Genomic DNA, 15,549 nt, shown 5'->3' on the forward strand with positions numbered 1-15,549 from the left:
TTAAAATCGATCAGAAGGCCGTTCGGTCAGAACGCCATGCCGAGTTGAAGCCACGCGCGCCAGCTGGTATTCAGGCCATCGGCGTTGTTACCTGCCAGCGAAGCACCGTCATTGCGGCCGATCGTCCGTGCAACGGCCGCGTGAGCGTTCCAGCGACCGCTCCACACGTTCACGCCGAGGCCTGCCGAGGTCAGCGTGACCTTGTTCGTATGGCCTTCGTTGATTTGCGAACCCGCATAAGCCGTGTGGTGCAGACGGATCTGGCCGACGTCCACGAAGCCGAGTGCCTGAACCTTGACGGACGGAACGCCGATATTCACGAAACGGCGCAGCTCGACCGTGCCCATCCAGCCTTCGTCGCCCGAACCCTCGCCGACCGGATAGCCGCGCACGCCGGTCGGACCGCCGAGCAGGAACTTCTCCGAACTGTCGAGGTTCGTGTTCGACAATTGGCCGGCCCAGCCGCCGTAGACGCTCCAGTTCTGGTCGAGGGTCTGCAGACGGCTGAGGTTCGCGGCGAGCTTCGTGAACGTGCCGTGCGTGCGCGCCGTCATCGAGTCCGCCAGTTGATCGACCGGGTTGCCCGACAGATCGACGTGCCCGAACGTCACTGCGGCGCGGGCTTCCGTGACGCCGCCTTGCAGCAGACCGTCGTAACGGTTGCCCGCGAGCGAGAACGTCAGGTTGTCGAGCTTGCGCTTGCTCAGGCTCACGTCGAGCGCGCTGTCCTTCAGATACTTGTGGTCGTACATCACGGTCGCATTGAGGTTCTGCGTGCGCGTACGAACGATCGGGTAATTCAGGCCGACCGAACCCGTCACGGCCGAACCGCGCAGATCGAGCGCCGAGTAGGCGTCCTGAACCACGCGATAGTGCAGATACGAGCCGCCGAGCAACAGCGTCAGGCCGGTGGGCGTCAGCGGCACGCTGTAGCCGAGGTTGGCGACTTCCGTGCCTTGGCTCTTGCTCAGCCCGAGCGTGACCTGATCGCCCATACCGAACGGATCGTTGACGAAGAACGTCGCCGTACCGCGCTCGATGCCCGTGCTCCGGTTGCCGTAGTTGTCGATCGACAGCTGGCCGTTGACGATCGGCGTCGGCGTCGTTTCGACGAGCAGCCTGCTGGTGCCCGGTTCAGCGCCTTTTTGCAGGACGGCCTTCGCGCTCACGCCCGGACGGTCGTTGATCAGCAGAAGTGCGCGTTCGAGATCTTCCTTCTTCAGCGGACGATCGGTCGGAAGCGCCGCGTTCGCGATCGCAGCGATACGTGCGTTGCTGCTGCGCGTGTTGCCGTGGATCGTCACGCGGTCGTTGCCCGATTCCAGACGGCCTTCGACGATCGTGATGACGAGATTGCCCGCCGTCAGGTCTTGCGGCGCGAGGTACGCGTAAGCGAGTGCGTAGCCTCGACCGCGCAGATATTGGGTGATCGTGTCCGCGATCTTCTGCAGGCCCGCGTGGGTCAGTTTCTTGCCGACTATCGACGCAGTAACCGACTGCAGATCTTCCGCATCGGCGACGCTCTTGTCGCCGTTGAACGTGATCGACTTCAGCGTCACGGTCGGGCCGGCTTCCGGTTCGGCTGCGCCCGGTGCGGCTTCGGACGGAATGACTTCTTCCGGGGTTGTCGCTTGCGGTGCGCGCGGTTGCGGGGCGATCTGCTGCTCGTTCAGGAGCGAACCCGCATTCGGCAAGGATTGCGCGTATGCAGGCGCCGCGAGGATCAGGATCGCCAGACCGATAGGCGTAGGAAGTTTTCTTCTGAGGATCATAGGTGCGTGATGGCCGTTAGTTGAGACTTGAGAATTGCGTTTGTTGAATCAGTTGTTCGAAGCTGCATGGGTGTGAGCGATCCGCGCTTCGCGACCGACGTCGATTTCGACTCCGCCGCCAAACGGCTCACGCTTCAGACCGACTTCACGGCCGGCGCTCGCTTCCGTATCCGGACGCGGTTTGCCCGCATTCCATGGATGACGCTGTGTCAAGCGCTAACGGCACCTGAACTTCTTCCGGCATGACCGCTATCTCGGCGCGCGCGCCCGCGTGACCTGCCCGATGGCCGCGTCGCGCTCGCCGGGCCCGGTTGAGCCGGCAAAGCCGAAGGCTTCACGCTGCTGTTTGACGTGACAGACTCGCGCTCGCGTCGCAGATGCGTTTTTCACCGGTGGTCCGCGCCGTCGGCGAGTCGAAGCACCGCGTACACGCGATCTGCAAGCGCTACGTCGAACGGGCGTTGGCCGGGATCGATCTGCTCGGCGCGGCGAGCGCTGCGTCGGCGAGACTTCCTACGAGCGCGGAAACGAGCCGCTCGTCCCCGACGAACCGCCGTCGTTCACCCGCGCGCGGTCTGCACCGTCAATGCGCTCTGCTCCGAATGCGAAATTGCGCGTCCCGCGTCGTTCGAGATCTGCGGCGTCACGGCTGCGGCTCACGGCGCGCATCCGTTCCACGCTTGGGAAATCGCGGAATTCGCGACGATGTCCCGCCAGCACGTATGGTCGTTACGGCGTGGCGGGCTGGATATGTGCCCGAGTGCTTATTTTTCATTGGAAAGCTATCCCCGCTCTGTGCCCCGTTCGGGTGCAATATTTGCTCTAATTTAATTACGGCTATGTGCTCTTTCTTGCCAACTACGACACCCCATACTGCGCGGCAATTATGAATTGGTTCGCGTTAAATTCTAAAATAATCTTCTTTAAAGATTGTCAAATGCCAAATGACAAAAATATGAAACCGGCTTCCCGCTCGCCTCGTCGCATTGGCTGATGAAAAGCAAACGTTTTACCGGGGAGAATACGATCTCGGCCATGACCCGACTGCGTCGACGCATAGCGCGGCCCCGGCCTTACGTGCCGTACCGCCAGGCGATGCAGCGCTGCCTGAGCGCGCGTGGAGAACGGAACCTGCTGACGCCCTACGGAGCCTTGCAATCGCTCGGCGCAAACGTTGGCAAATTGATTGCCAAGTCGATTAACCGGCCGCGCACGAACAATCGGACACCGCCGCCCGCGAGGTTTCGTGCATTTTATTAAATATATAGGGTGAACCCGAAGACAATTACTCCGATCAAGAAATGCCTCATTAAAATACCCCCATACTTATCATGTTCGCCGTATCGATTATTCTGGTCGCGCGGACAAATTGTTTTCTGAAGCGGACATTTCTTATTCGCTCGCGGTCGATCGCAGGCATGCGGGCGAGTGCGGTGCGCTGCCGGTGCGTTGCGGCAGTCACTGGCTGACGCCACGCACTCGCGCACCAGGTGCCGATGCGCGTCGACTGCCGGCTGCTCGGCGGGTGGGCCGGGAATAGGTAGCCGCGTACGATTGCGGCCGTTTGCGTTCGGCGCGCAATCTGGATGCGGAACTCGGCTATGCGGAGCGCGTGGTCCGGGTGCGCTCGGGCGGCCAGCTCGAGAAAGTCGCGCGAGCCGTTACGGGGCTGGCACGCGACGAAGCTTTTTTCCTCAGCGGCGGGTTCTCCGACGCGATGAGACGCAAGTGGTGAGCGGGATCGCGGGCGACGAGCCTTCGTGACGCCACGCGCTATTTGACCGCTCACGTCCGGTATTCGAGCCTGCCCGGCTCGGGGCCGACGCGCGAATGCCGGTGCAATCGCGGTAGCAAGCGCGCTACCGCTACCGGCAACGTGGGCGCAAGCCTGTCGCGACGTGTGGCTTCATTGAACGTTCGCGGCAATTGCGGGCTTGCTGTACGGCCGCCGGTAACGTCGATTGCGCGTCGCCGTCGCCGGACGCCGGACGCCGGACGCCGAACGCCGAACGCCGCACGCCGCACGCCGAACGCCGAACGCCGCACGCCGCACGCCGCACGCCGCACGCCGAACGCCGAACGCCGAACGCCGCACGCCGCACGCCGCACGCCGCACGCCGAACGCCGAACGCCGAACGCCGGCGGATCGGAACAGACGATGACCCGATGATTCCTTATGCGAAGTCGACGAGCTTATAGACCTCTGCAGGGTCACTGCACCACTGCAGACGATCCGATTCGCTCCGTCTGATTGCCGCGATGCGCTACGCCGACTACGCCGCACCGGACATCGTGGGCTCGCGGCTACAGCGCGCCTACCGTTCCACAGCCACGGCCGCCGGCGCGACCCGAAACTGCGCGACGGCCTCGCTCAGTCTCGTCCCCTGTTCCTCGAGCGACAGCGCGGCCGCCGCCGTCTCTTCGACCAGCGCGCTATTGCGCTGCATCGTTTCTTCCATCTGCGTGACGGTCACGTTCACCTGCTCGATGCCCGTCGACTGCTCGTCGACCGCGGTGCTGATGTCGGCCATGATCGCATTCACACGCTCGACGGCCGCGACCAGTTCGGTCATCGCCGCGCCGGCCACCGCGACGAGCCCGCTGCCGTCGTCGACGCGCCGCGCCGAATTGCCGATCAGCTCGCGAATCTCCTTCGCTGCCGACGCACAGCGCTGCGCGAGCCCGCGCACTTCGGTCGCGACGACCGCGAAACCGCGCCCCTGCTCGCCCGCGCGAGCCGCTTCGACAGCCGCGTTCAACGCGAGGATGTTGGTCTGGAACGCGATGCTCTCGATCACGCCGACGATGCCGGAGATCCGCGCGGAACTCTGCGAAATCTCCGACATCGTGTCGACCACGCGCTGCATCGCGTCGCCGCCTCGCGACGCGATGCCGGCCGCCTCCTGCACGTAGCTGCGCGCGTCGCGTGCGTTGTCCGCGTTCTGGCGCACCGCCGCGGTCAGCTGCTCGACGCTCGCAGCCGCCTGCTGCAACGCGACCGCATGATGCTCGGTGCGCGACGACAGATCGACGTTGCCGCTCGCGATCGTGCGCACGTCGCCGACGATCGTCTCGGTGCTCGCGCGCACTTCGCTCACCGTTCGGGTCAGCCCTTCCTGCATCCGCTTCAGCGCATTCAGCAGGTCCGCCATCTCGTTGTCGCGGCGAATCTCGACGGTGCCGGTCAGATCGCCTTTCGAAATCCTGTCGAAATGATCGACGGCAAGCCCGATCGGCTCGATGATCGCTTTTGCGAGCACGCGCTGCGCAAAGAAGCCGACGACGAGCGCCAGCCCGGCAACCGCAGCCATCGCGCCGACGATCCGGTGAAACCGCACGCCGGCCGCATCGTAGCGGGCTTTCTGGCGCGCGACCTGGAACGATTCGAGCGCGTCGATCGCATCCTGGTACGCGGTAAACAGCGCGGGCGGCGCCGTGCGCTGCGTATCGAGAAAGTTGAATCCGTCGTCGTGATCGAGCTGCGACAGCGCCTTCAGGAACACGCCGTCGAGCAGCGCGCGACGGCTGTTCTGCAGCCGGTCGAACAGCGCCTGCTCGTCGGCATCGCGCGCATGCAGGCGCGTGTAGGCGGCCAGTTCGTCGTTGCTCTGCTTGAGCAGCGTGTGCAGTTGCACGATCTCGTCCTTCGCGGGCCGCCCGGCGCTGATGATCTGCGCGACGTCGTTCATCCGCTCGCGCAGCACCAGCATGCGCTCCGAGCTCGTCTTCAGATGCAGCAGCGACGCCGTATCGTCGCGATACATCGCCTCGAGCGAATCGTTGCCCGCGTAAAGGCCGGCTATGCCGGCCGCGACGACCAGGACGAGCATGACGGTATAGCCGGCTATCGTCGCGAAGAGTCCCCCGCGGATCGTGAATCGTGTTCGCATGACGTTCCCTTGCCTGTGACCGGCACGGCCAATGGCGGATGTGGATTGCGGTTCACCAACGACGAGCGCGGCGTCGCCATGCGCGGCGCCGGGGCTGCGAACGCGTTAACGGCCGGCGAAACGGGAAGGTTTTATCCGCATGCGACGCGAATCAGATCGATTGCGACACGTGATGCGCGAGGGGCACGCACGCCGCACGCGCGCGGCGCTGCACGCAAGCGGTGCAGCAATCGCGATGCGTCGACGCACGCGGCGCACTCGCCGAAGCCGTGCGCCGCTAGCCGCGCCGCGGCGACGCCCGCCGCCGCGCCCCCGGCCGCGCCCCGCGAAGCTCCGAAGCCTCGAGAAAAAAATCGCGATTGCCCGCGATCCGCTCGACGATGAAATCGATGAACGTCTTCACCCGCAGCGACTGTTCGGTTCGATGCCCGTAGTACAGGTAGATCGTCCCGTACTCCGACACGTGCTCGGTCAGCAGCGGCACGAGCCGGCCGCTTCGAATGTGCGGCGCGGCGCTGAAGCTGCCCAGCTGCCCGATGCCGAGCCCCGACAGCACCGCGTGCGTCTCCATGTCGGTGTCGTTCACGGTGACGACGGCCGGCACGTCGCGATAAACGATCTCGTCGCCGATCCGGAACTGCCACTGCGCGAGCTTGCCGGTATTCGCGCGCCGATAGCCGGTGCAGCGATGCAGCACGAGTTCGTCGATGGTGCGCGGCGCGCCGTGCCGCTCGATATACGCGGGCGACGCGCACACGATCAGCTGAATCGGCACCAGCGGCCGCGCGATCGAGCCGCCCGACGGCGGCGGCCCGCCGCGAAACCCGACGTCCGCGCGATCGGTGACCAGATCGGTGAACTGGTCGTCCAGCTGCACGTCGAGATGCACGTTCGGATAGCGGCCCTGGAACGCCTCGAAGTAACGCCACAGCACCGGGAGCGCAAGCGCGCGCGGCGCGCTCACGCGCAGCAGCCCGTCCACTTCCTGCTTCGAGCGCCACGCGTCGCCGAGCGCGGACGACAGAATCGCGAGCGCCGGCTTCACGCTGTCGAACAGCCGCTCGCCGTCGCCGGTCAGGCTCAGCTTGCGCGTGGTCCGATGAAAGAGCCGCACGCCGAGCGATTTTTCGAGCTGCATCACGGCATGGCTCGCCGCCTGCGGCGAGATGTGCTGATCGACGGCCGCCGCCCGCAGGCTGCCGAGCGTCGCCGCGCGCACAAAGATGGTGATCGCACGAACTTCGTTCATCCGCGCCTCCCGATTCGCAAATAAAAGTTGATTATGCGTCCAGTCGGCGACGGCTAGTGTGCGCGAATCGCACCGCCTACGATGGCTACACCTCAACCACACACGTAGGAGAAACATCATGGCGAACGGACAACACCACGGTTTCAAGCGCGTCTGGTTCATCACCGGCGCATCGCGCGGCCTCGGCGCACTGATCGCCGAAGCGGCGCTCGCGGACGGCAACGCGGTCGTCGCGACCGGACGCAACGTGTCGGCGATCGTCGAACGGCTCGGCGAGTCGCCGGCGCTGCTGCCGGTCGCACTGGACGTGACCGACGAAGCGCAGGCGAAGGCCGCGGTGCAGGCCGCGCTGGACACGTTCGGCCGGATCGACGTGCTCGTCAACAATGCGGGCTTCGGGCTGCTCGGCGCGGTCGAAGAATCGGCCGACCGCGACGTGCGCCGCATGTACGACACGAACGTGTTCGGCTTGCTGAACGTCACGCGCGCCGTGCTGCCGACGATGCGCGCGAACCGCGCCGGGCACGTGATCAACATGTCGTCGATCGGCGGCTATCGCGCGGCGGCCGGATTCGGCCTGTATTCGTCGACGAAGTTCGCGGTCGAGGGCATCACCGAAGCGCTGCATGCGGAACTGCAGCCGCTCGGCATTCACGCGACGGTGGTCGAGCCCGGCTATTTCCGCACGGACTTCCTCGATGCGTCGTCGCTGGTGGTCGCGCCGACCGTGATCGACGATTACGACGCGACGTCGGGCGCGGTGCGCCGCAAGGCCGCGCAACTGAACCACAACCAGCCGGGCGACCCGACGAAGCTCGCGGCCGCGATGATCGCGCTGGTCGACGCGCGCACGCCGCCGCTGCGTCTGCCGCTCGGCACCGACACGCTGGCCGCGATCGCCGCGAAGCATGCGTACGTCGCGCAGGAAACGCAAACGTGGCACGCGCTGTCGGCATCGACGGACTTCGCTGCGTGAGCGCCGCGCGCGGCGGCGACGGTCGCCGCGACGATCGCCGCCGTCGCAGGCGCGTTCGCTCGCGGGTAGCAGTAGGGGGCCACCCGTTCGGGCGGTGGACTACGGCTTGTTCCAAGGCCGACCATGGGTCCGGGATGCGTTGACGCCGCTATGGTCAACCTGTCTCGCGGCGCCGCCCGGGGAGGGAGCCTCCATGAAGCCTGTCGTCGTGCCGATCGCGGGTTCCCGCGGCGGCACGCATCGTCATCGGTGCTACAACGGCCATCGACCGGCCGCGCGCACACGGCACGCCGCACGCACCGGCCTTGTCGCCGCTCACGGCGCAATGCTGACGAACGTCGGTAGCAGCACGCGATACACGTGAATCATCGCCGGCCCGAGCAGCACGACCATCAGCGCGGGGAAGATGCAGAAGATCAGCGGAAACAGCAGCTTCAGCGCGATCTTCGCCGCGCGCTCCTCCGCGCGCATGCGCCGCCGCGTGCGCAGCAGGTCCGACAGCACGCGCAGCGATTCGCTGATGCTCGTGCCGAAGCGATCGGCCTGGATCAGCATCGCGCAGAACGACTCGATATCTTCGACGCCGGTACGCAGCGCGAGATTGCGCAACGCGGTTTCCTTCGTGAAGCCGGAACGCATCTCGAGCAGCAGCAGATCGAGTTCGCCGGCGACGACGTCGCTGCGAAAGCGCAGCTCCTCGCTGACCTTCATCAGCGCCGCGTCGAGCCCGAGGCCCGCCTCGACGCACACGGTCAGCAGATCGAGCGCATCCGGAAAATCCTCGAAGATCTTCTGCTGGCGCGCGGCGACCCGCTGCGACAGCACGAGGTTCGGCACGTAATAGCCGATCCCGGCGAGCGCGACGAGCAGCACCGACAGCAGCGCGCGTTCGTCCGCGAAACGCGTGGTGATCACCGACAGCAGCACCGCGCCGGGTAGCGCGAGTGCGAGCACCGTCTTCGCGGTGAAATACAGCGCGGCCGCACTCTGCTCGCGCCATCCGGCGTTCATCAGCCGGATGCGCAGCGGCGAATTCTCCCAGCCGTCCTTCGGCACCGACAGCTTCGAGATCGGCGTGGACAGCTCGGCAAGCTTCGCGACCCACCGCGCCGCGGGCTCGCCGGCATCGCCGACGCCGGCAGCCGCTGCCGCGCTCGCGCCGCCGGCTTGCTGGAGCCGGCGCTGGATGTTGCGCGGCGCAAACAGCAGCATCGCGGCAAACGCGCCGCCGGCCACGAAAACGAACAAGCCGCCCAGCATCACGGCCTGTACCACGTTCAGGTTTTGCATGACAGCCTCGTATCGGTTCGTGAAAACGTATCGCGCGCGTCACACGCGGATCCGGACGATGCGGCGGATCCACAGCAGGCCGAACGCCATCGACACCAGCATCGTGCCGACCATCCTGATGCCGGCCGGATCCTGCCAGAGCACCGACAGGAACTCGCGGTTCACCAGCGCCATCACCGCGCCCGTGCCGAACGGCAGCAGCCCGAGGATCCACGCGGACAACCGCCCTTCCGCCGACAGCACGCGCACCTTGTCGAACAGCTTGAAGCGCTCGCGGATCAGCGCGGCGATGCTGTCGAGCAGCTCGGCGAGGTTGCCGCCGGTCTCGCGCTGGATCAGCACCGCGATCACGAAGTAGCGCAGATCCTGCGCCGGCACGCGCGTCGCCAGGTTCTTCAGCGCATCGTTCAGCGGCACGCCGTAGTTGACTTCGTCGAACGTGACGCGAAATTCGCCGCCCATCGGATCCGGAAACTCGTCGCCGACCATCCCGAGCGTGCTCGTGAACGAGTGGCCGGAGCGCAGCGCGCGCGCGATCATGTCGCAGACGTCGGGCAGCTGCCGCTGCAGCTTGCGCATCCGGCGCCCGCGGCAGCGCATCACGTACAGCATCGGCACGCACGCGGCGAACAGCACGGCGGGCAGCACCGCGACGAGCGGCAGCGCGGCAAACGCGAGCGCGAGCCACACGCACACCGGCCACACGGCGCTCAGCACGAGCAGCTTCGGCACCGTCCAGTCGAGGCCGGACTGCTGCAGCATCAGGTCGAGCGCGTGCACGCGCGGCATGCGCAGCAGCAGCCGGTCGAACGGCTTCGACTCGTCGAGCATGCGCTTCTTCAGGATCGACAGCCGCTCCTGCCGCACGTTGCCGCCGGCCGACATCGCGCGCAGGCGCGACTCGATCCGGCGCGCGGCGCTGCCGTGCCGCGCGTTCCACCATTGATAGGCGCCTTCGATCGCGAGCACCACCGCGACGAAGGTGAGAATCACGAAACCGTAAAAGATCGAGTTCATCGCGCGTCTCCGGATCGCACCGCGTCGGGCGCTCAGTTCGTCTCGTAGCGCTGAGACGGGTCGTACAGCGAATCGGGCAGCTCGATGCCGAACGCCTGCAGGCGTTCGACGAACTTCGGCCGCACGCCGGTCGCGCAGAAATGCCCGCGCACGGTGCCGTCGCGATCCACGCCGGTCCGCTTGAACGTGAAGATCTCCTGCATGTTGATGATGTCGCCTTCCATTCCGGTCAGCTCCTGGATGCTGACGATCTTGCGCGTGCCGTCCGTGAGGCGCGCCGCCTGCACGACGACCGAGATCGCCGATGCGATCTGCTGGCGCATCGTCTTCGGCGGCAGCGACAGCCCGGCGATGCTGATCATGTTCTCGAGCCGCGTGAGCGCGTCGCGCGGCGTGTTCGCGTGGATCGTCGCGAGCGATCCTTCGTGGCCGGTGTTCATCGCGTTCAGCATGTCGAGCGCTTCGGCGCCGCGCACTTCGCCGAGGATGATGCGGTCCGGACGCATCCGCAGCGCATTGCGCACCAGCGTGCGCTGCGTGATCTCGCCCTTGCCTTCGATGTTCGGCGGCCGCGTTTCGAGCCGCAGCACGTGCGGCTGCTGCAGCTGCAGCTCCGCGGCGTCCTCGATCGTGACGATTCGCTCGCTGCGCGGAATGAAGCCGGACAGGATGTTCAGCAGCGTCGTCTTGCCGCTGCCGGTGCCGCCGGAGACGAGCACGTTCACCTTCGCGCGCGACAGCGCGTCGAGCAGCGTCGCCATCGGCGGCGTGACGCTCTGGAAGCGCACGAGGTCTTCCATCTTCAGCGGATTGATCGCGAAGCGGCGGATCGACATCAGCGGCCCGTCGATCGCCGACGGCGGAATGATCGCGTTCACGCGCGAGCCGTCGGGCAGCCGCGCGTCGACCATCGGGCTCGATTCGTCGATGCGGCGCCCGACGCGCGACACGATCTTCTCGATCACCTTCATCAGGTGCGCGTCGTCGTAGAACGTCACATCGGTCAGCTCGAGCCGGCCGCAGCGCTCGACGTACACCTGCCGGTACGTGTTGACGAGAATGTCCGAGATCGTCGGGTCGCGCAGCAGCGCATCGAGCGGGCCGAAGCCGAACATCTCGTCGTACACGTCGATCGCGAGCTGGCGGCGCTCGATGTCGTTCGCCGGCAGCCGCTCGTCGTCGAGGATGCGCGTGATCAGCGCGGTGATTTCGTGCCGCACCTGCTCCTGCGGCAGCCGCGACAGGCGCTCGAGCTCGACGCGGTCGAGCACCGTCAGGTGAATCTGGCGGCGCAGCTTCTGGTACGCATCGCGTACCGACGAATGCGCCGGGCCGGCCGGCTCGCCGTTCGCGCCGGACGGCTGGGCCCGGTGCAGCGACATCTGTTCGCGCAGTGACATGATCGATTCCCCGAAAAGGTTCACATGGACTTCAGCTTCGGCGCGACCTTGCGGCCGAACAGCCGCGAGATCAGCGGTTCGTCGTGCGCGATGCCGCGCACCGCGCGCACGTCGCCGTCGACGAGCTGCTTCGCGCAGCCCTGCAGCGCGCGCGCCACCGCGCCGCCGCGCGCGAGCCGCGACACCGGATGACCCTGGTTGATCGCCTCGAGCACGGTGTCGGCGTCGTCCGGAATCGTGCACGCCGCGCGCAGGCCGAGCACTTCCTCGAGCGCGGTGCGCGTGCGCTCGCTCGCGCGCGTCGCGCGGTTCACGATCAGCCGCAGCTGATCGGTCGAATAGCCGAGCGACACGAGCATCTCGAGCAGCCGGCGGCCCGCGCGCACGTGCGGCATCGCGGGCTGCAGCACGATGTGGATCCGGTCGCTGCGGTCGAGCGCGACCATCGACAGCGGATTGATGCCGACGCCGACGTCGAAGATCACGAAGTCGTAGCGCGACGACGCGACGCCGAGAATCCATTCGAGCGCGTCCTCGCGCATCTCGGCGGCCCGCACCGGGTCGCCCGCGCCGGCCAGCACGTGAAAGTGCTCGGTCACGTGCGCGACGCTCGCGTCGAGGAACGCGCCGTCGAGCCGCTCGATCTGCGCGCATAGCTGCGGCAGCGTCGACGGCGGCGTTTCGTCGCTGACGAGGAACGCCGCGTCGGCGAACTGCTGGTTCAGGTCGATCAGCAGCACGCGGCGCTTGAAGCCTTCGGCGATCTCGTAGGCGACGTTGCCGGCCGCGAAGCTCGTGCCCGCGCCGCCCTTGCACGACATGAACGACACGATGCGCGTGTCGTCGCGGTCGCGCCGCGTGCTCTGTGCGGCGGCACGCTCGAGCGCGTGGCCGAGCGCCTGCGGATCGAGCGGCCACTGCAGCACGTCGCGCGCGCCCGCGCGCATCGCGTCGAGCAGCACGTGCGGCGACGTATCGGCCGTCACGAGAATGCACGTGAGGCCGGTGTGCAGCCGGCAGATCCGCTCGATCGCGGCCAGCTCGGCCGCGTCGGCCGACGTGCCGTCGACGAGCAGGATGTCGAACGCATCGAGCCCGTCGGTTCGATGCTCGATCTGCGACGGACGGCCCGATGCGCGGGTCGCGCGATAGCGCCCGCAGTCGGCCACGAGGCGCGCGATCTGCGTGAGCCGCGCGGTATCGTCGGAAGCTACGAGGATGTTGATCATGACGTGTGCCCCGTCGGTTCGATTAATTGCAGGCGGCGCCGCCGGTCGCGGAGTTCAGGCTCTCGCGCGGCAGCGTGGTCGTGAACGGCGGCATCTTGATCGCGACGTTCATGAACGGAATCATCGTCTTCACCGTCACGTTCGTGACGCTGACGGTCACGAACGTGCACGTGTTCACGTCGCAGCTCGCGGGCGTGTAGCTGACCGACACGTTCGAGCTCGACAGCAGCGGCAGCAGCGAGCGCACGCGCTTCACGATGCCGGCCGCGTTCACGTCGCACACGACGGCCGTGCGCGCGCCGAGCCGCACGGCCTCGCTCGCGGTGTTCCAGTAATACAGCACGCGGCCGAATTCGAAGATGCCGAGCAGCAGCGAGATGAACACCGCGGCGATCAGGCCGAACTCGACGATGGCCGAACCGCGCTGGGCGCGGCGACGCGATAGCGGAAAGGAGCGCGCGTTCATGACACTTGCCTCATCACGGTGACGATGTTGCCGAACGTGATCGTCTTCAGGCCCGGATACGCGGGGATCGGCTGGTACTGATAGCCCTTGATCTTCACCGCGACGAGATTGATGCTGCCGGCCGGCGTGCCGCTCGGCGCGTTGTTGCTCGCGTCGTAGGTCGGCAGGTTCGCGTACTGCGGCGGATCGGACGCGTCGCTGCAGTCGGTCGTGTGCGCCGCGTCGCAGATCACGACCATCGACGTCGTCAGGCCCGGCACGAGCTCGGTGCCGGACGCGCCGCACGTCGTGCTGCCGTACACGACCAGGCACTGCGCGGCCGCGGTCGGATACGCGGGATCGCTCGGCAGATAGACCGACAGATAGCGCGCGGCATCGCGCGTCGCCTTGGTCAGCGTCTCGTACTGATAGATCGCGCGGCCGAATTCGGCGACGCCGGTCACGAGCACGATCATCGGCATCAGCACGAGCGCGAATTCGACCGCGACCACGCCGCGGGTGCGCGAACGGCGAAACGGAAGTTTTTTCATGATCGCCTCATCGCTATTGAACGAGCATCGGCACCTTGACGCCGGTCGAGCTGCCGCTTCCCGGAATTCCGTGCGTCGCGCACGGCGTGCTGCCGGACGCGGACGAGCCGAGGTACTCGAGGTGCGCGACGACCGGCCCGCTGCCCGCGCTGAACGGCAGCGGATCGAGCATCAGCACGCAGTCCCACTGCGTGATGTGCACCTTGCCGCTGGTGCCCTTCAGCGTCGAGCAGTCGCCCTCCGGCGCGAGCGCGAGCCGACGGTCGCCGCCGTACGTCTGGTAGTTGCTCGCGGTCGCGGTGCCGTTGGTCGAGATCCCGCTGCCGGACGGCGGTGCGCCGTCGCCCTGGTACGGCTTGTACTTCGTGCGGTCGATCACGAACTGCGTGTACGCGTCGCCCTTCGTGCCGGCCGTTCCGGGCGGCCCGTAGTCCCGGCCGACGTACGCGTAGCCGGTGAAGTCCGGCTGTCCGCTCGAGCCGTTCGCGCCGTTCGTGTAGATGCCGAAGCGCGTATTCCATGCGCGCAGCGACGCCGATTTCAAGCCGGTCGACGCGAGGTCGGGCGGGCTCGTGATGTTGCACGTGTCGCCCGACAGCTCGCTCGCGATCGTCGTTTCGTTCGTCGAGCCGTCGAGCGCTGCCCAGCCGAAATTGCCGGGCCCGTACGTGGACGACGAACCGGACGGCGACGAGATCCAGTCGCCGACCTTGTAAGGCGGATCGGACGGGCCGCGGCACACGAACACCGGAATCGCGCAGGTCGTCTGCCCGCCGCCGACCGTCGCGATCGCGCTCGCCGACACTTCGGCCGCATTCGCGAGCTTCGTGCCGGGCAGCACGTTCAGCACCTCGATGAACCAGTGCGCGATGTTGCTCAGCGACGTCACGCACTTCACGTACTTCACGTTCGCCGGCGTGGCGACCGCGGTCTTGGACAGGAACGGGTTGGTCAGCGAATCGCTGAACGTGACGTTCGAGTCCGTCAGCATCTGCACCGGCTTCTGCTGAAAGAACGCGAAATTCATGTGGCCGGCCGCGATGCCGTTCGCTTCCGCGACCGACAGGCTGATCGCCGACGTGAGGTCACGCGCAGCGGACAGCGCGCACGCATCGGCGCTGTTCTGCAGTTCGCTGCGCGTGACGTACAGCTTGCCAAGGTCCAGCGCGAGGCCGACGAACCCGATCATCACCGCCAGTGCGAGACCGACGATGATCGCGACGGCGCCGCGCTGGCGATGCAGCCCGCGACGTACGGCTTTCGGACGACGAGCAGCGCTGGACATGGCGTTTCTCCCTGAGCGTGCCTTTATTGAGCGGTCTTGCCGATGCCGATCACGAATGCATTGGCTTTCGGTTCGATCTGCTTGAACGACTTGTCGTAGTTGTCGAGTGCGGACGCGGCCGCGCTGCCCGCGATGCCCGGCTGCGATGCCGCGTGCTCGGCGGCATGCGGATCGATGATCTGGGCCTGCATCACGGTGCGGACGGAATCGCCGAAGCGGCCGTCCCACACCGGCGTCGACGACATGCAGCCGGCCAGCGCGCACGCGAGCGGTGCGGCGAGCGCCGCGCGGCGCACGAAAACGAGGTAGGCGGATTTCATGAGCTTCCCCTTGGTGGTCTCAACGATCGGTGGACGCGGGTTCGGTGCCGGCGCGCGCGAGCTGCGCGCGCACGGCCGGCCGATGCTTCGTCTTCGCGGACGGCGCGGTCGACGCGGCCGGCGTG

General features: G+C 66.8%; 13 protein-coding genes. 2 read left to right on the top strand and 11 right to left on the bottom strand.

Annotated features, from left to right (window positions below; genetic code table 11):
- Positions 1–26: 26 nt before the first annotated feature.
- Positions 27–1,772: a ShlB/FhaC/HecB family hemolysin secretion/activation protein gene (locus BUB20358_RS05640; protein WP_006767147.1), complete on the bottom strand. Its 1,746-nt coding sequence runs from the start codon at positions 1,770–1,772 to the stop codon at positions 27–29.
- Positions 1,773–1,838: 66 nt separating this feature from the next.
- On the opposite strand from BUB20358_RS05640, the gene BUB20358_RS05645 reads away from it, so the two are divergent.
- On the top strand, positions 1,839–2,018 hold the full coding sequence (locus tag BUB20358_RS05645) for a hypothetical protein (RefSeq protein ID WP_035975559.1): 180 nt from the start codon (positions 1,839–1,841) through the stop codon (positions 2,016–2,018).
- A gap of 2,069 nt (positions 2,019–4,087) precedes the next feature.
- Here BUB20358_RS05645 and BUB20358_RS05650 read toward each other — a convergent pair.
- Entirely contained in the window at positions 4,088–5,662 is a 1,575-nt protein-coding gene (locus BUB20358_RS05650) for a methyl-accepting chemotaxis protein (RefSeq protein ID WP_006767146.1), read from the bottom strand.
- Between the two features lie 277 nt (positions 5,663–5,939).
- Positions 5,940–6,911 (bottom strand): LysR family transcriptional regulator, encoded by a 972-nt coding sequence (locus tag BUB20358_RS05655; protein WP_035975556.1) that lies wholly within the window; start codon positions 6,909–6,911, stop codon positions 5,940–5,942.
- Positions 6,912–7,029: 118 nt separating this feature from the next.
- On the opposite strand from BUB20358_RS05655, the gene BUB20358_RS05660 reads away from it, so the two are divergent.
- On the top strand, positions 7,030–7,887 hold the full coding sequence (locus BUB20358_RS05660) for an oxidoreductase (RefSeq protein ID WP_035975555.1): 858 nt from the start codon (positions 7,030–7,032) through the stop codon (positions 7,885–7,887).
- Between the two features lie 315 nt (positions 7,888–8,202).
- Here BUB20358_RS05660 and BUB20358_RS05665 read toward each other — a convergent pair whose 3' ends face one another.
- From BUB20358_RS05665 to BUB20358_RS05700, 8 genes are read right to left on the bottom strand one after another with little or no spacing between them, the layout of a single operon-like run.
- Entirely contained in the window at positions 8,203–9,177 is a 975-nt protein-coding gene (locus tag BUB20358_RS05665; RefSeq protein ID WP_006767144.1) for a type II secretion system F family protein, read from the bottom strand.
- A 39-nt stretch (positions 9,178–9,216) separates the two neighbouring features.
- Positions 9,217–10,194, bottom strand: a complete 978-nt coding sequence (locus BUB20358_RS05670; RefSeq protein WP_006767143.1) for a type II secretion system F family protein — start codon at positions 10,192–10,194, stop codon at positions 9,217–9,219.
- 32 nt (positions 10,195–10,226) lie between these two features.
- Positions 10,227–11,594: a TadA family conjugal transfer-associated ATPase gene (locus BUB20358_RS05675; protein ID WP_035975553.1), complete on the bottom strand. Its 1,368-nt coding sequence runs from the start codon at positions 11,592–11,594 to the stop codon at positions 10,227–10,229.
- A gap of 20 nt (positions 11,595–11,614) precedes the next feature.
- Positions 11,615–12,823: a CpaE/TadZ family protein gene (locus BUB20358_RS05680; protein WP_035975551.1), complete on the bottom strand. Its 1,209-nt coding sequence runs from the start codon at positions 12,821–12,823 to the stop codon at positions 11,615–11,617.
- 22 nt (positions 12,824–12,845) lie between these two features.
- The gene (locus BUB20358_RS05685; protein ID WP_006767140.1) at positions 12,846–13,289 is read right to left on the bottom strand and encodes a TadE family protein; all 444 of its coding nucleotides are present in this window, start codon (positions 13,287–13,289) and stop codon (positions 12,846–12,848) included.
- Entirely contained in the window at positions 13,286–13,819 is a 534-nt protein-coding gene (locus tag BUB20358_RS05690) for a TadE/TadG family type IV pilus assembly protein (protein WP_006767139.1), read from the bottom strand. The genes BUB20358_RS05685 and BUB20358_RS05690 overlap by 4 nt, the downstream gene beginning before the upstream one ends.
- A 13-nt stretch (positions 13,820–13,832) precedes the next feature.
- Positions 13,833–15,104: a pilus assembly protein TadG-related protein gene (locus BUB20358_RS05695; protein ID WP_035975549.1), complete on the bottom strand. Its 1,272-nt coding sequence runs from the start codon at positions 15,102–15,104 to the stop codon at positions 13,833–13,835.
- A 23-nt stretch (positions 15,105–15,127) separates the two neighbouring features.
- The gene (locus BUB20358_RS05700) at positions 15,128–15,424 is read right to left on the bottom strand and encodes a hypothetical protein (RefSeq protein ID WP_035975548.1); all 297 of its coding nucleotides are present in this window, start codon (positions 15,422–15,424) and stop codon (positions 15,128–15,130) included.
- Positions 15,425–15,549: the final 125 nt, after the last annotated feature.

The sequence above is a fragment of the Burkholderia dolosa genome (assembly GCF_902499135.1).
Lineage (GTDB): Bacteria > Pseudomonadota > Gammaproteobacteria > Burkholderiales > Burkholderiaceae > Burkholderia > Burkholderia dolosa.

Excerpts from the sequence above, each read along its gene's own strand:
- BUB20358_RS05685 (WP_006767140.1), bottom strand. The coding sequence starts at position 13,289 with ATGAACGCGCGCTCCTTTCCGCTATCGCGTCGCCGCGCCCAGCGCGGT.
- BUB20358_RS05700 (WP_035975548.1), bottom strand. The coding sequence starts at position 15,424 with ATGAAATCCGCCTACCTCGTTTTCGTGCGCCGCGCGGCGCTCGCCGCA.
- BUB20358_RS05660 (WP_035975555.1), top strand. The coding sequence starts at position 7,030 with ATGGCGAACGGACAACACCACGGTTTCAAGCGCGTCTGGTTCATCACC.
- BUB20358_RS05675 (WP_035975553.1), bottom strand. The coding sequence starts at position 11,594 with ATGTCACTGCGCGAACAGATGTCGCTGCACCGGGCCCAGCCGTCCGGC.
- BUB20358_RS05680 (WP_035975551.1), bottom strand. The coding sequence starts at position 12,823 with ATGATCAACATCCTCGTAGCTTCCGACGATACCGCGCGGCTCACGCAG.
- BUB20358_RS05665 (WP_006767144.1), bottom strand. The coding sequence starts at position 9,177 with ATGCAAAACCTGAACGTGGTACAGGCCGTGATGCTGGGCGGCTTGTTC.
- BUB20358_RS05650 (WP_006767146.1), bottom strand. The coding sequence starts at position 5,662 with ATGCGAACACGATTCACGATCCGCGGGGGACTCTTCGCGACGATAGCC.
- BUB20358_RS05655 (WP_035975556.1), bottom strand. The coding sequence starts at position 6,911 with ATGAACGAAGTTCGTGCGATCACCATCTTTGTGCGCGCGGCGACGCTC.
- BUB20358_RS05670 (WP_006767143.1), bottom strand. The coding sequence starts at position 10,194 with ATGAACTCGATCTTTTACGGTTTCGTGATTCTCACCTTCGTCGCGGTG.
- BUB20358_RS05645 (WP_035975559.1), top strand. The coding sequence starts at position 1,839 with ATGGGTGTGAGCGATCCGCGCTTCGCGACCGACGTCGATTTCGACTCC.
- BUB20358_RS05690 (WP_006767139.1), bottom strand. The coding sequence starts at position 13,819 with ATGAAAAAACTTCCGTTTCGCCGTTCGCGCACCCGCGGCGTGGTCGCG.
- BUB20358_RS05640 (WP_006767147.1), bottom strand. The coding sequence starts at position 1,772 with ATGATCCTCAGAAGAAAACTTCCTACGCCTATCGGTCTGGCGATCCTG.
- BUB20358_RS05695 (WP_035975549.1), bottom strand. The coding sequence starts at position 15,104 with ATGTCCAGCGCTGCTCGTCGTCCGAAAGCCGTACGTCGCGGGCTGCAT.